Origin of the sequence: Vibrio sp. Vb1127, assembly GCF_033338735.1 — a bacterium.
Lineage (GTDB): Bacteria > Pseudomonadota > Gammaproteobacteria > Enterobacterales > Vibrionaceae > Vibrio > Vibrio alginolyticus.
In genome coordinates this window covers 472,627-487,519 of sequence record NZ_JAWOTF010000002.1, presented here as the reverse complement: position 1 = coordinate 487,519, position 14,893 = coordinate 472,627, and the positions used below count along the sequence as shown (strand labels likewise).

12 protein-coding genes are annotated in these 14,893 nt (G+C 43.3%); 5 read left to right on the top strand and 7 right to left on the bottom strand.

Going from position 1 to position 14,893, the window contains the following annotated elements; translation table 11 throughout:
- The first annotated feature begins 136 nt into the window (after positions 1 to 136).
- On the top strand, positions 137 to 1,057 hold the full coding sequence (locus tag R7H07_RS06040) for a bifunctional precorrin-2 dehydrogenase/sirohydrochlorin ferrochelatase (protein WP_005390199.1): 921 nt from the start codon (positions 137 to 139) through the stop codon (positions 1,055 to 1,057).
- Between the two features lie 101 nt (positions 1,058 to 1,158).
- On the opposite strand, the gene R7H07_RS06035 is transcribed toward R7H07_RS06040, so the two are convergent.
- Positions 1,159 to 1,641 (bottom strand): YajQ family cyclic di-GMP-binding protein, encoded by a 483-nt coding sequence (locus tag R7H07_RS06035; RefSeq protein ID WP_005377415.1) that lies wholly within the window; start codon positions 1,639 to 1,641, stop codon positions 1,159 to 1,161.
- A gap of 21 nt (positions 1,642 to 1,662) precedes the next feature.
- Positions 1,663 to 2,721 (bottom strand): 3-deoxy-7-phosphoheptulonate synthase, encoded by a 1,059-nt coding sequence (locus tag R7H07_RS06030; RefSeq protein ID WP_206959240.1) that lies wholly within the window; start codon positions 2,719 to 2,721, stop codon positions 1,663 to 1,665.
- A gap of 372 nt (positions 2,722 to 3,093) precedes the next feature.
- Here R7H07_RS06030 and R7H07_RS06025 point away from each other — a divergent pair, with 372 nt between their 5' ends.
- Positions 3,094 to 3,591, top strand: coding sequence for a DUF4442 domain-containing protein (locus tag R7H07_RS06025; protein WP_005377418.1), 498 nt, complete (start codon positions 3,094 to 3,096; stop codon positions 3,589 to 3,591).
- A gap of 33 nt (positions 3,592 to 3,624) precedes the next feature.
- On the opposite strand, the gene R7H07_RS06020 is transcribed toward R7H07_RS06025, so the two are convergent.
- Positions 3,625 to 4,977 (bottom strand): hypothetical protein, encoded by a 1,353-nt coding sequence (locus R7H07_RS06020; RefSeq protein WP_005377421.1) that lies wholly within the window; start codon positions 4,975 to 4,977, stop codon positions 3,625 to 3,627.
- A 192-nt stretch (positions 4,978 to 5,169) separates the two neighbouring features.
- Between R7H07_RS06020 and R7H07_RS06015 the strand changes: the two genes are divergently transcribed.
- A complete protein-coding gene (locus R7H07_RS06015; RefSeq protein ID WP_054702704.1) occupies positions 5,170 to 6,003 on the top strand; it encodes a S1 RNA-binding domain-containing protein in 834 nt (277 codons plus the stop codon).
- A gap of 283 nt (positions 6,004 to 6,286) precedes the next feature.
- Here the strand turns inward: R7H07_RS06015 and rsmF are convergent, their stop codons facing one another.
- From rsmF to R7H07_RS05995, 4 genes are all read right to left on the bottom strand, one after another.
- Entirely contained in the window at positions 6,287 to 7,723 is a 1,437-nt protein-coding gene (gene rsmF, locus R7H07_RS06010; protein WP_031781146.1) for a 16S rRNA (cytosine(1407)-C(5))-methyltransferase RsmF, read from the bottom strand.
- A gap of 150 nt (positions 7,724 to 7,873) precedes the next feature.
- A complete protein-coding gene (locus R7H07_RS06005) occupies positions 7,874 to 10,522 on the bottom strand; it encodes a PqiB family protein (protein ID WP_170897057.1) in 2,649 nt (882 codons plus the stop codon).
- A complete protein-coding gene (locus R7H07_RS06000; RefSeq protein WP_005377429.1) occupies positions 10,515 to 11,765 on the bottom strand; it encodes a paraquat-inducible protein A in 1,251 nt (416 codons plus the stop codon). Before R7H07_RS06000 ends, R7H07_RS06005 begins: the two co-directional genes overlap by 8 nt.
- A gap of 24 nt (positions 11,766 to 11,789) precedes the next feature.
- Entirely contained in the window at positions 11,790 to 13,586 is a 1,797-nt protein-coding gene (locus tag R7H07_RS05995) for an ABC transporter ATP-binding protein (RefSeq protein ID WP_005377431.1), read from the bottom strand.
- A gap of 92 nt (positions 13,587 to 13,678) precedes the next feature.
- Between R7H07_RS05995 and R7H07_RS05990 the strand changes: the two genes are divergently transcribed.
- The gene (locus R7H07_RS05990; RefSeq protein ID WP_005377433.1) at positions 13,679 to 14,152 is read left to right on the top strand and encodes a GAF domain-containing protein; all 474 of its coding nucleotides are present in this window, start codon (positions 13,679 to 13,681) and stop codon (positions 14,150 to 14,152) included.
- A gap of 97 nt (positions 14,153 to 14,249) precedes the next feature.
- Positions 14,250 to 14,876: an RNA chaperone ProQ gene (gene proQ, locus R7H07_RS05985; RefSeq protein ID WP_065274544.1), complete on the top strand. Its 627-nt coding sequence runs from the start codon at positions 14,250 to 14,252 to the stop codon at positions 14,874 to 14,876.
- Positions 14,877 to 14,893: the final 17 nt, after the last annotated feature.

The window sequence follows — 14,893 nt, the reverse complement described above, 5'->3', positions numbered from 1 at the left end:
TGTCATTAGCTGAGCAAGGTGAAGTTCAGTAAAAATTCAAACAAAAATTATTTGTGATACCGAAACAGGGTGATGAGCTTGCCCCATTTTTGGTAGCATGGTCTACAACAGCTAATTAGAGTAATCATGGATTGAAATGCGATATTTTCCTCTGTTCTTAGATTTAATTAATAAACCCGTTCTCGTCGTGGGTGGCGGTGAGGTGGCAAGCCGAAAGGTGGAAGCGTTGCTAAAGGCTGGGGCGGATGTGACTATCGTTTCTCCGACGTTGGTTGATTTTCTGTCTAAGCTTGCTTCTGAGCATCAACTACGCTGGGTACAACGTTTCTATTCGAGTGACATTGTCACTAAAAGCTTTGTTCAAGTGTGGGCGACGACAGACAATCCTGAGCTAAATCACCAAGTGTACAAAGATGCCAAAGAGCTAGGCATCTTGGTTAACGTTGTGGATGATAAGCCTTATTGTGATTTCATCACGCCGTCTATGATTAATCGTGGCCGCATCCAAATCGCTATCTCTAGTGGTGGAGCTTCGCCAGTTTTAATTCGAAACATCCGTGAAAAGCTTGAATCGATACTGCCACAAAACATGGGGTTGATGGCGGATTTTGCTAACTCAAAGCGAAACTCAATTAAAGAGGCACTGCCTAGCGTCGATTTACGCCGCAAGTTTTGGGAGCAATTCTTCTCGAATCCCGAGGTGGAAAACGCGCGAGATAATCGTGAGTTAGAAGCAATTTACCAAGCGACCATGGCAACACCTTTAGATGAAAAGGGAAGTTGTACTTGGGTTCATGTTGGGAAAGATGTTGAGATGTTGCCAATAAAAGCCGTACGCTATATGCAACAAGCGGAGCTGGCTCTGTACTCAACTCGATGTGAAGCGAATGTGTTAGAACTAATACGAAGAGATGCAGAAAGAGAAGCTTTCTCGAGCGCTGCTGAGCTTTCGGATATGCTGGCCAAGGCTAAAGCTGAAAAGCTTCGTATTTGCGTGTTCATACCACAAGGAACGAGCGAATTCGTATTATTGCAAGGGCAGGACTTAGTTATCTAGCAATGCCAAATACTAAAGTGGATACGTAGTTCGTTACACTAAAGCCAATAAAAAACGCCAGCGGATTATGCGCTGGCGTTTTTATTTACTTCTCAGATTGATTAATCACGGAAGTTGTTAAACTGGAATGGGATACCCATCTCTGCTTCACGAATCGCTGCCATTGTCGCTTGCAGGTCGTCGCGTTTCTTACCAGTAACACGTACTTTGTCGCCTTGAATAGAAGCTTGTACTTTTAACTTTGCGTCCTTGATAAGTTTCACTACTTTTTTTGCCGTTGGAGTATCAATACCTTGGCGGAAAAGCAGAGTTTGGTGCCAGTTTTTACCAGTAACGTCTGGGTCTTGTGCATCCATTGCGTTCGCGTCAATGTTACGCTTCGCTAAGTGGCCGCGTAAAATGTCGCGCATTTGCTTAAGTTGGAAGTCACCTTCCGCAGACATTTTTACGTTTTCTTCTACTAGCTCAAAGCTCGCATTTACGTTGCGGAAATCGAAACGAGTAGACAATTCACGGTTAGCATTATCAACGGCGTTACGTAGTTCAACCGTATCGATTTCAGAAACAATATCAAACGATGGCATGAAGATTCCTTGATTATTTTGTTATAGGGACTTTCGGGACTTAACAGCGCTTGCCAGCATATCTAGCATTGTAGCAGTGTCTTCCCAACCTAGGCATGGATCTGTAATAGACTGACCATACGTTAGGTTATTGATGTCAGTCATTGGCTGATTGCCTTCAAGAATAAAGCTTTCAGCCATGATACCCGCAATACGAGTGCTGCCTAACTTAATTTGGTTACAAATGTCTTGAGCTACGTCGATTTGTTTTCTGTGTTGCTTCTGACAGTTTGCATGGCTGAAATCCACAACCAAACGTTGTGGCAATCCAAACTCAGCTAAAGCATCACATGCTTGTTTGACTGATGCTTCATCAAAGTTAGGGCCTTTTTCTCCACCGCGCAGAATAATATGACCGTAAGGGTTGCCACTTGTGCGGTAAACCGTCATTCGACCGTTCTTATCTGGCGAGTAGAAGTAATGCGATGCTTTCGATGCGCGAATTGCATCAATTGCAATTTTTACGTTGCCATTTGTGCCATTTTTGAAACCAACTGGGCAAGATAGTGCCGACGCCATTTCACGGTGAATTTGTGATTCCGTTGTGCGAGCACCAATCGCGCCCCAAGTGATCAAATCCGCGATGTATTGACCAGTGATCATATCAAGAAACTCAGTAGCAGTCGCAAGACCAAGCTTGTTGATATCCAGTAGTAGTTTACGAGCTTTATGAAGACCAGCTTCAAGTGCGTAAGAACCATCTAGGTTAGGGTCCGTAATCAAACCTTTCCAACCAACTACTGTACGAGGCTTTTCAAAGTAAGTACGCATCACGATAAACAGTTCGTCTTTGTACTTGTCTTGGATTTCACTCAGGCGAGTGGCGTAATCAATGGCAGCTTCAGTGTCGTGAACAGAACACGGACCTACAATCGCAAGAAGGCGATTGTCTTCACCCGATAAAATGTTTTCAATCTGACGACGAGATTGAGCGATACGGTCTGCAACGTCATCCGTAATAGGATGTACACTACCTAGCTCTGCTGGGGTAGGCATTGGACCCAAAGGTTGGGTTCTCAATTCATCTGTTTTTATAGGCATGTTATAGCTTTATTCTCTATTGCGAAGGGGTAAAGATAACGGAATTACAGGCAGGAATAAACCGTTTCACGGGAATCTTCGCCAGGAAATACCGAATTGTATACAAAGGTGTAGGTATTCATTTAAATGACTTATGTATAAATGACAAAACTTGATCATTAAATCAATATATATACATTTGAATTTATAACCATTTTATCTATCTCGCTGTAAGGTAATCTAAGTAACTGCGATAAACTTCATACCTCACGGGTGACGCCGTCACTTCCTGAAGGTTAAATAACTCGTGAGATCGAGCTTTTGTTAACATTTCTTTGACATCTATTTCTTTCGTTGATTAACTGGTCTGACTAGATTGGTAAGGAGACCAAAATGTTATCAGCTCTACGTCGTGCGAATTTGTATCTAAATCTGTTTGGCTTTTCGAAAGTGCCGCTGATTTGGCTTTGCCACCCTAAAATCATTGCGATAGATAGCAAGCATGTTGAGGTTCGTATCCCATTGCGCAGAAGAACGAAGAACCACCTGAATAGCATGTATTTCGGCGCTTTAGCCGTTGGCGCTGATGTTGCTGGTGGTTTTCTTGCTATGAGTAAAGCGCAAGAAAAGGGAGAAGCGATCTCGCTAGCATTTAAAGGTGTGAAAGCCGAGTTTTTAAAGCGCCCGGAAGCCGATGTGCACTTTGTTTGTAACGATGGTCATGTCATTGATGAGATGCTCGAGCACACCTTGGCAACGGGTGAACGAGTAAATCGTGACGTAAAAATTGTCGCGCTGTGTCCTAACTTACATGGTGACGAGCCAATGGCTGAATTTTCGCTTACTCTTTCGATAAAAAAAGCAGCCCAACAAAGAAAAGAGGCTGCCTAGTGGTTTGTGGCTAGTTTGTTTAAAGGCGTTGGCTTAATTGAGTTCAATCTTCTCGATAGAGACGATTTTGGAGCGATTTAAGACCACTTTCCAGCGGTAATAAACAGGCTCATCGGTGTGGTTGTCCTCTTTGACAATCACATTGAGCAAATGACGTTTCTCTACTGACTCTTTGGTTACTTGACCTTCATTTAAACGGTAAACTCGGTTTGAGCTTTTATCCATCAAGCGGATGATAGGGCGCAAACTGATGTTCAATGTTTCTCTCGTTTGTTCGTAACCACTCAAGAAAAGAGAGGTCGCCATTTCGGTTTTCTCGTGATAATGAAGAATCTGCTCTTCACGTTGCACGACGCGCTTTTTACGTATTCTTTGAATCTTATCCGGCAAGCTACTTAAGGTACGATAATCGAGCCACTCCAATTTTTTGCCAACCACTTTTTTCGTCGTTGGGTCAACATACTTCTTACGCCATTTTGGCTTGCCTTTACGGATCCATCGCCACATGGCATCGCGTAAATCATCTTTAAAGATTTCTCGTAAAGCGTAAATAAAAGACATCGCGATAATGAATGAGGCAGAAATTTCCCCCAGATAATCGCGAGCGAGAATCACGGTTGAGGTCACGACAACCATCACTAAACCGGTTGCAATACCTTTGATAGCGCGCTTAATGTTGTTACCCATCGATATGGTTTCTTCACGAAGCACGATAGGGTGTTCAATCAATCGCCTTAGCAAGCGCATTTTGTTAGATAGGCGAGTAACGTCTTCAACGACTCTTGATGAGTTGTATTTGTTGAGTTTACGATGGGCTTGCTCTTTCTCACATAGCGTGATCAGACGCTTTTTAATCGTGCCATAGTCGCCTTCACGTGGTAGATGGGCCACCAGTGACAGGAACTTTTGCTCGGTATACCAAGACAGATAGTTATCGATGTTAACGTAGTAGCGTTTTAAGTTCTCTTCATAAGGAATAGAACGCCGCAAGCGCTTTAAGATCTCAAGCGTGAGCTCGATAACTTCGTCCACTTCATCTTCCGTTACGGAGTTGTTCTCATGCTTGTTTAAACTTGCTACCGCTTTGTCTAGCGCGATAACGTATTGGTAAGCGAACAAACTCAAACTTACTCGGTATTGCTGATTCGACAGGCGTCCACGTTTGGCAAGTCGACTGTGTACTAGCGGAAGAAGGATTTCAGTACTGTAATAAGATCGTTGCTGTGTGATTGAGGTGTAATAAAATTCGGATTCACTGATGATATCGGCGTTTAAACCAAGCTCACCAGGTATAAAAAAGTAAATATCTAGGTCGACACTTTTGCTCTTTGCGAGTGCATGACTGATTTTTAATGTTATTGAGTCTTGTTTATCGACGGTGACCAAAGAAAGCTCCTGACTTTGCTAAAGCATTCTTAACTTATGCGTTCCGTTGAGCAGGTAAGTATAAGAGTGCTAAAAGAGTGACTGGGGCATATAGCTGAACGACAACAGCATAACAGAGCACTATGCTTTTCTCTCTGATTTTCTTGTTAGTTTAGGTATAATTCCACGTAAATTTAAAAAGAGACAAAATCAATGATTAAAATTGGTCAAATTAACAGCTTAGAAGTCATTAAAAAGGCTGATTTTGGCGTATTTCTGGATGGCGATGATTACGGTTCTGTTCTACTACCTAGTAAGTATGTACCAGAGGGTACTGAAATTGGTGAGCATGTAGACGTATTTCTGTACTTCGATTCAGAAAGCCAACTTGCTGCGACCATTGAAAGACCAATTGCCCAAGTGGGTGAATGGGGTTTAATGAAGATTGAGGGTGTGAACGCGACAGGTGCTTTTGTAAATTGGGGCATCAAAGAAAAGGACTTACTGATTCCTTTTAGTGAGCAACGCACTCGCTTCTCTGCCGGACAAACCATTTTAGTGTATGTTTATACCGACAAAGCGTCAGGTCGCATTGTTGGTACGACTAAGTTCAATAAATGGTTAGATAAAACTCCAGCGAATTATGAAGTTAACGAACAAGTTGATTTGATCATCGCAGAGCGTAGTCAACTTGGTTATAAAGCTATCGTTAACGGTAAGCATTGGGGCATGATTTTCCCATCGGATGTTTTTGGTAAGCTTTACATCGGTAAAAAGCTGAAAGGCTTTGTTAAGCACATTCGTGAAGATGGTAAAATCGACCTTGCTCTACAAAAAGTAGGTGTGGCGAAAATGGACGATCTTTCTAGTAAGATCCTTGACCTGCTAGAGAAGAAAGGCGGATTTTTGCCTTTGAATGACAAGTCGTCTCCTGAAGCGATTTTTGATGCTTTCCGCACAAGTAAAGGGACTTATAAAAAGACCATCGGTGGCTTATACAAGCAGGGTAAAATTGTCATTGAGAAAGACGGTATTCGTCTAGCGTAGTCCAAACTCACGTATAGCGGATCTACAGCCAAAAAAACGGCCCAAACTTTTCCTTTTTTTGGGCCTAGGGGAAACGGCTCCGCAGAGCCTGCGCTAAACTTGTCCAACAATAATTTTGTTGGAGAACATAGAGAGAAATGCCACATCAAAGCATTACTTTGATACAACTAGTTTAGTACAGCGTGTCCGGATCGCTAGCGAGCCCACTTGCTTTCATACTTATGAATTAAAAAGCCATCGCAAATACGATGGCTTTTCATTTATTTATGGTTCGTTACGTCTTTTAAAATAAGTTCTTATCTCGTACTAATTCGCGAGGGAGGCCATTCTTTATTCGGTTGCTTACCCACTTGCCAAGGCCAATAACTGCGCCTTGATAGGTGACAAGCACTTCGCCTTTACCTGTTTTCATTCCCTCAGGAATGGTTTGTGGGCGAACATCACGCCCCATGTACCATTCGCGCGCTTCTTCAATACTGAGTTCAATGGCGTTGCTTTCAGAACCTGTCGCCAGGGCGGTCGCGACTTGGTGTTGCCAACGGTAGCCATTTTTATGGGCTTCCGCGATCTTTATACCCATACGGGAGAAGCGTAATTCGCCGATCATCGCTTCTAAAGCATTAGGGAATAACCAGACATCTTTATCGCGAAGCCATACAGAACTGTCATTTGGAAGTTTAATACCTAACGCGCTTTGGAGTTGTTGAGCAATTTCTGTCGATTCTTTTTTTGATGTTTTGGCAAAGGGGAATTTCCCCATGCGCTTTTTGACTTCTGGCGCCTCAACAGCAGCCAGTTTGCGAATTCTTGCAACAAAGAACCCTTCACAGTCGTAGACCTGTGGGAAAATATGCAAAAAGCCTTCTTCAGTTAGGGCTGCCTCTGCGTTTTCAAACAAGTTCTCAAGGCTTTCAAACTCTACAGCATCCCCAAAGGTTTCTTTCAAGTGATGACAAACTTGTTGGTTTTCTTCTGTACTGAGCGTACATGTTGAGTAAACCATCACACCACCGGGCTTTAATGCATGGAAGGCGCTTTCAATAAGATCTTTCTGCGTGTCAGCGATGTCGAGTACGGAAGCTTGCGTCCAGTTTTTCATCGCATCTTCGTCTTTGCGAACGGTGCCTTCTCCAGAGCAAGGCGCGTCGAGCAAAACCGCATCAAATTGTTCTGGTAGCCAACCTCCAAAAACGCGCCCATCGAAGTTACTTAGTGCGGCGTTACGTACCCCACAACGTTCCACATTAGCGTGCAGTACTTTTACACGACTTGCGGCGTATTCATTGGCCACAAGTACACCTTCGTTGTTCATTAAAGCTGCAATTTGAGTGGTTTTTGAGCCTGGAGCGGCTGCGGTATCTAACACGGCATCGTAAGATTCATCATTCATAAACAGAGCAGATACCGGCATCATCGAACTAGCTTCTTGAATGTAGAATAAGCCAGACATGTGTTCTGCTGTGTTGCCTAATGGTACAACTGACTCGTCCGCTTCAATCCAAAACCCCGTGTCACACCAAGGCACAGGAGAAAGCTTCCAGCCTTTTGTTTCTGCTCGTTCTAAAAACGCTTCAACGCTGATCTTCAACGTATTAACTCGAATACTCTTGCGCAGTGGCTTTTGGCACGATGCGATAAAGTCTTCCATGTTGAGGTGAGCTGGAAGGATAGTTTGGATTTTTTCCAGAAACGCGTCTGGGATGTAAACATTAGGATGCAATGTGGGATCTCGTTTGCAGAATTAGTGGCAAATAATATACGAAAGCGAAGCAGAAACGAATAGTGACAAGGGCCAAGCAATAAAAAAGAGCAGCGATTGCTGCTCTTTTAAGGTACTCAAACTTCAATTGTACGTGAATTGAGCTTTATTCTACGGCTTAGGAATCGCTGTACGCCATTGAGTCCAACCTTCTTCAGCTTGTGGATACAAAAAGAAAGATTGCCCACTCTTTGCCGCTGGTGGAATAGTCGATTGCTCTGGCGTTGAAAACGCAATTCCTCCGCGAACTAAACTATCAAAGGTTCCCGCTTTGATGTTAGCGCCGGTAAGCCCGATGGAAACATCTACTCCTGAAACATTCCAGAACACACTGTTTTGACGAACGAGGTAAGCGTATTCAGGCTGTATTTTGATAGTCGTGACGATGCGATCAGCAAATTCTCCTAGGCTTACGTCGGTCACTTGGCCAACTTCCATCTGGCGGTAAAGAATAGGGGTACCGACTTGTACTGAGCCTCTTTGTTCACTTTGTAACGTAAACATGATTCCATGCACGCGTTCTGAATTATTTTCTAATTGAAAATCAAATTTAGCTTTACCTTTACCTGGTTCAACACTGATGGATTTCGACACCAACGCCCCGAGGTTTTTAACGCCACCTAAACCAATTTCTGGTTCAGTTAGCCAAAAATGTGAGCCTTCAACCGCAATGTTTTCTACGTATTCAGGTAGGATCCTTGCAGTGACTTCAACCATGTTACGACGAAAATTCGGTACAACCAGAGTGATTTCACCAACTTTAACACCTTGATATTCAATCGGCATTCCTTTAGCAATCTCTTGCGAACCGTCGGTTTCTAAAGCAATGACGCGCCCAAACTTGCGAGCGGTTTTTTGATCAGAATACAGCTTCCAGTTTTCTCCGATTTTGTTTTCAACGCCTGGTACGGAGTCAAAAGCGATGCCACCTTCGATTAACGACTTCAAAGGGTGAGCTTTCACACTGACGCCAGCTAATGATGCATCTATCTCAATCCCTGAACGATTCCAAAAAACGGTTTGTGGCGTTACAAGGTAAGCGAAGCGGTTTTCGATAGTAGCCTTAATTAGTACTCCGCCATCAACTAGTTGGAAATCGGAGACGTTACCAACTGGAAGATTACGATAGAGTAGAGGGCTGCCTTTGGAAATCGGCGGCAATTCAGAAGCAAATAGTGTTAGCGCCCTAGAGCCACTTTGATTGTACTGCGCCAATTCAGCCAATGATTCATTTTGGAACAGTTGATACTCTTTTTGAATATCCTGCTTGCCTTCGCTCACAAAACTAATTGACCCGGTTAACAACTGCTTTGCTGGAGGAACGGTAACGCTGAGCCCCGATTCAGTTAACTCTGCTGATGCACTGCCGGTTACATAAAAACGATTGTTTGATTTGATCAGATGTTTGTATTCATGGTCAATCAATACATCCATAAATACTTCGTGTTGTGATTTTTTATCTTCCTTAACTAGGCTCACTTTGATGATTGAACCAACAACGATGCCTTTATAAAGTACATTGGCACCGCTATCTAGGCCAAACGAATTGTCGGACACCAACCGAATCGCGATAGACTTTTCTTGCTGTTGGTTAAACACGTTTTTACGAATCGCAGTAAAGCGGCGAGAGCGTTCACCCGCGCCCGGCACGATCGTTAAGAAGTTTCCTCGCACTAAATTAGCAATGTTTTCAACACCAGAAAGGGACACCTTTGCTTCTTCTAAGACAAATCGAGTACCTGTCGTCAGCATGTCACTAAAAGCGGGTTGAATTGCCGCTGACGCCAATATCACTTCTCGACCTTCGGAAAGGCTCAAGTCCGTAACTTGGCCAATTTCAATTCCGCGATACATAATTGGAGCGCCTTCTCCGCTGATCTTGCTGTCATCAGGTAGGACGATTTTAACCGCGATGCCTCGACCAGCAGTTTTCAAATCTTTATACAAACGGAACTCGGTGTTCTCTTCTACAGGCTCACCATCATCCGGAGAGTCGACGGCGATGGCGCCACCTAGTAAGGCACTCATGCTTTCTAGTCTTACATCGACACCTTCAAAACCGATGCTGGCACCAATTCCACTGACGTTCCAGAATCGACTGCGGTTGTTAATGATATGTCGGTATTGATCCTGAATGTTGGCTTGAATAGTGATAGATTTTGCATCTTCATCTAGCTGGTAACTGTACACTTCACCGATTGGGATTTTCTTATAAACAATTTGAGAGCCAACCGATACACCACCTAAATCACGGCTTTTGAGCTTAATATTCAAACCTTGAGAAACGCGTAAATCTGTTGGGGCAGAGTCTAACGCATGGAATGTTGTCTCAAACTCTTGACCATCTCCGGGTTGAATCGAGATGTAGTTACCTGAGACGAGCGCATCCAGTCCGGAAACTCCCGTTAGGCTAGCTGTTGGTTTTACTAACCAAAAGCGTGTTTTATCGTTCAGTAACTTTGCAGCTTCAGGATAGATATCAGCATCGACATAAATACTGCCGAGATCTTCGGTGAGGTTAATGTCTCTTACCATGCCGACTTCTAATCCTTGGTAACGGATAGTGGTTCGGCCGGCGACAAGACCAGCGGCATCAGAAAAATAGATTTGCACTCGTTGTCCTGCATCGTGTATCGACTTCACAACAAGCCAGCCAGCTAAGACCATGGTCAAAATTGGCAACAGCCAAAGAGGAGATATGCCTTTACTCCGCTTTACATCTGGTACGTATGACGTTTGAGAACTGTTCTGATCACTCATTCATTGACTCTTTTTCTGATTGTTTTGGGCTTGTTTGGTCCCAGATTAGCCTTGGATCAATACTTTCTGCTGCAAGCATGGTCAATACAACGACAACACCAAATGCTACCGCGCCATATCCTGGTGTGAAATCCAGTATCTGACCACGATCGACTAACGTCATCATGATAGAAATAACAAACAAATCCATCACAGACCATTTACCGATCCATTTAACAACAAAGTAAACCATCATTCGTTGTCTCTTAAACACCGAACGTTTGAATTGGATGCAAAGCATGATGTAGGCGAGCCCAAGTATTTTAATCACCGGGACAACGATACTGGCAACAAAAATGATCGCAGCGATTCCATACATGCCGCTTTTTACCAAACCAGCCACGCCTGAAAAAATAGTGTCCTCCAAACGCTTACCATTGGTAAGCAAGATGGAAATAGGGATCAGGTTAGCGGGGAAGATGGCGACCGTTGCTGCGATGAGGTAAGCCCATGTTTTCTGAATGGAGTTTGGCTTGCGATGATATAACTCGTGATGACAACGCTGGCAATGGTCACCTTCAGGCTGGGACAAGTGGCATTCATGGCAATGCACATCTTTATGCTCAAAAGCATATAAACTTTCTGGCTTCCAAGCTTCCCAATAACGACGCACGCTGATTCTTGAAACTAACAAAACGGTAAATATCTGCAAAAGAACCAGACCAATTAACCCTGGGCCGACGAAAATGTCGGAATAATCTTGGAGTTTAAAACAGGAAATGGCGATGCTAACTAAGAACACATCCAACATAACCCAATGCTTCAAATGTTGAATTAGCCACAGTGAGATACGAAGCCCACGGAACCATCGTTGATGTAAAGAAATATGCGCCGTTACCACTGAAACACAAACCGTCAGTGGCGCTAGAGAGCTACAAAATAGAATGAGCAATGAAAGAAGAACAAATCCTTCTTCCATCAATGTGATCATCCCTGAAGGCAGGGTTGCCGGAATCATCACACCAAAGAGTCGGATGCTAATAAAGTTAAAAAAGTGCGATGGAATAAATAGTAGGATACAGGTTATCGCGACGGCTAGATTACCAGAGAGGCTAGGGCTACCTCCGCGATATAATTGTGTACCACAACGAGGGCAGTGTGCATTTTTGCCATGGGGTAAGTCGACGATGTCGACAGGCAATTCACAACCTTGGCACAAACGTACGTTATTGGGTTGCATGGCGTGCTTAGACAGAGAGGTCATAACGACCTCTCTAGCTTGAACGATTTAAGCGTGGGACTGTATGCCCCCATATAAGGTTTGATATAAGCCTTCTTGCTCAACTAACTCACCATGAGTACCTGTTTGCGTCACTTTCCCATCTTCAAGCACGTAGATCAAATCGGCTTGTTTCACAGCGGATAGTCGGTGCGCAACGATTAATGTTGTTCTACCACGTAAGAACTCGGTCAGTGCTTTGTGTAAAGCCGCTTCAGTAGCGGTATCTAGCGCAGACGTGGCTTCGTCTAAAATAACAAATTGAGGATTACTCAGCACCATTCTAGCAATGGCAAGCCGTTGTCGTTGACCTCCTGACAAACGAATGCCATTACGACCAACTTGAGTATCCAAGCCGTGGTTAAGTTGAGAAATTACATCATGCAGCTGAGCCACTTCAAGCGCACGCCAAAGTGACATTTCGTCAAAATTCCCACCAAGCGTTAGATTATGCCTCAAGGTATCGTTAAATAGTATAGGTTGCTGTAATACCACGGCAATTTTGTCGCGAATTACTTCAAAACCAATATCTTCTGTTAATTCATCATTAAAGCGAATGCTACCGGAGTTTTGACGGTAAACCCCAATAAGTAATTGTATCAAGGTTGACTTACCACCACCGCTTGCACCAACCAACGCCACTTTCTTTCCTGCCGGCATATGTAAAGAAAGATTATCTAGGACTTTGTTTTCATTATTGTAAGAGAAATTAATGTTTTCTACTTTAACATCAACTTCTCTACCTTCTTTGAAAGGATTTACCTTAGGAACCGGTCTCTGCTCTTCTTCTAACTCTAATAAGTCGTTGATGCGTTTTAATGCCGCTTTAGCGCTATACCAAGAAAACTGAATCCCAAGCAACTCTTGAACAGGAGACAGCATGAACCATAGGTAACCAAAAACGGCAAATATTTGGCCAATAGTAAGGTCACTGAACATGACCATTAACATTGCGACAGCTCTGAATAATTCAAAGCCGATCAAAAAGAGAAGGAAAGATACGCGACCAGCCGCTTCAGATTGCCAAGCATACTTGTCTGCATCAACGCGAACTTGGTTCGCACTGTCTTTGAGTTGTTGGAGGAATTCTCGCTCTTTATTGGCCGCGCGTAGTTGGTAGATTCCATCTAATGTTTCAACTAAGCGGTTTTGGAAAATTTCAAAAGAATGATTTTCCTTCCGTTTCAGATGTTTAACCATACTGCCTAGTTTACGTGAGAAGTAAATGACAATAGGGTTAACTAACAGGATAAACAGACCAAGTCGCCAATCGAGCCAAAGTAGAACGATAGCAGTACCAATAACAGTCAGAAAACTGATAACGAATTTTGCTAACGTAGAACCAATAAATTTATCAATGGTCTCAATGTCAGTGATAAGGTGTGCGTTGATTCCTCCGCTACCTTTGGTTTCGTATTGTCGGATGCTGATACGGCCGAGTTTGTCGATCATTTTACTGCGCATCTCAAACGTGATGGTTTTTGAAACAAGCGTAAATTGTCGGCTTTGAAGGATATTTAATCCTTGGCTCGCAGCTCGCATAAGAACAACCAAGAACAGGGTGAAGAAAATATAGCCTGTCGGAGTGTGCCACGCTTCAGGGAGAATGGCATTCATGGCATCTAAGCCTTTTGCAGGTTGGTCCAATAAGACCTCATCAACCATCAAAGGCATGAGGAGGGGAATTGGAACACTAATCAAGGTTGCAAGCACCGCTATCAAGTTCGCTATGATCAGCTTGGACTTGTGCTTTTTTACTTGTGTTATCAACCAAGAACGGCTAATAGTGTCATTTTTCAGAAGCATTGTAATTGAGAATAAGTCCTATTATAAAGTAGGGCTGCATTTTAGCGCCATACATTGAGAATGGAAGCTTTTATAGTAAGTAGGAAGTTAATATGAACTTAGAACAATACCAAAGACTAACCAAACAAGCTGTTGCTCTAATTGAGTCTGAACCAGACTTTATTGCGAACCTAGCAAACTTGAGCTCATTGCTTTTCATGGAACTTGACGATCTTAACTGGGCAGGCTTTTACCTAACAAAAGGTGAAGAGCTTGTTCTTGGTCCGTTCCAAGGAAAACCAGCTTGTGTTCGTATCCCAATGGGTCGAGGCGTCTGCGGTACTGCTGCACAAACTAATACTATACAAAGAGTATACGACGTTCACGAATTTGAGGGGCATATTGCGTGCGATGCAGCGAGCAATTCAGAAATTGTGATTCCATTTTCTATTAATGGAAAGGTGGTTGGTGTACTTGATATTGATAGTCCAAGTATTGGCCGATTTAATGAAACAGACGAAGAAGGTCTCACTCATTTCATGGTTGAAGTAGAAAAGCTGCTTAATTCACACGCGAACGACGCATAAATTAGCCTTCGAGTGTGGTTTTTCCTTGGCATGTCACTATAATACGAGAATATTTTTTCTTAATGCTCGCGGAAATCCGCTCAAATCAGGACCCCTCATGACTGAAAAGTTAAAAAACAGCAAAGAAGTTATTGCATATATTGCTGAATGTTTCCCTAAGTGCTTTACTTTAGAAGGTGAAGCAAAACCTCTGAAAATTGGTATTTTTCAAGATCTTGCGGAACGTCTAAATGAAGACGAAAAAGTAAGCAAAACACAGCTTCGTGCAGCGTTAAGACAGTACACTTCATCATGGCGTTACCTACACGGTGTAAAACCAGGTGCAGTACGTGTAGACCTAGATGGCAACCCTTGTGGTGAGCTAGAAGAAGAGCACGTTGAACACGCGAAAGCGACACTTGCAGAAAGCAAGGCGAAAGTTCAGGCTCGTCGTAAAGAACAAGCACAAAAAGCTCGTGAAGAGGGTAAGGCGAAAGCGAAACCTGCGGCTAAAAAGCCTCAACAGCCTCGTCGTACTAATAAACCAAAAGTACAAAAATCAACTAAGCCTGTAGAAACGCGCGCTCTAAATGCTGATGAAATCACAGTAGGTAACGCAGTTAACGTGAACATGGGCAAAGGAAACATGGCAGCGACCATTGTTGAAATCAATAAGGATGATGTACGTGTTCAACTTGCTAACGGCCTACAAATGGTTGTGAAAGCGGAGCACTTGCGCGCATAAAGGAGATACTCCTACGC

Coding starts and splice junctions, on each gene's coding strand:
- proQ (WP_065274544.1), top strand. CDS start 14,250: ATGACTGAAAAGTTAAAAAACAGCAAAGAAGTTATTGCATATATTGCT.
- R7H07_RS06015 (WP_054702704.1), top strand. CDS start 5,170: ATGATTAAAATTGGTCAAATTAACAGCTTAGAAGTCATTAAAAAGGCT.
- R7H07_RS05995 (WP_005377431.1), bottom strand. CDS start 13,586: ATGCTTCTGAAAAATGACACTATTAGCCGTTCTTGGTTGATAACACAA.
- R7H07_RS06035 (WP_005377415.1), bottom strand. CDS start 1,641: ATGCCATCGTTTGATATTGTTTCTGAAATCGATACGGTTGAACTACGT.
- R7H07_RS05990 (WP_005377433.1), top strand. CDS start 13,679: ATGAACTTAGAACAATACCAAAGACTAACCAAACAAGCTGTTGCTCTA.
- R7H07_RS06030 (WP_206959240.1), bottom strand. CDS start 2,721: ATGCCTATAAAAACAGATGAATTGAGAACCCAACCTTTGGGTCCAATG.
- R7H07_RS06025 (WP_005377418.1), top strand. CDS start 3,094: ATGTTATCAGCTCTACGTCGTGCGAATTTGTATCTAAATCTGTTTGGC.
- R7H07_RS06000 (WP_005377429.1), bottom strand. CDS start 11,765: ATGACCTCTCTGTCTAAGCACGCCATGCAACCCAATAACGTACGTTTG.
- R7H07_RS06005 (WP_170897057.1), bottom strand. CDS start 10,522: ATGAGTGATCAGAACAGTTCTCAAACGTCATACGTACCAGATGTAAAG.
- R7H07_RS06040 (WP_005390199.1), top strand. CDS start 137: ATGCGATATTTTCCTCTGTTCTTAGATTTAATTAATAAACCCGTTCTC.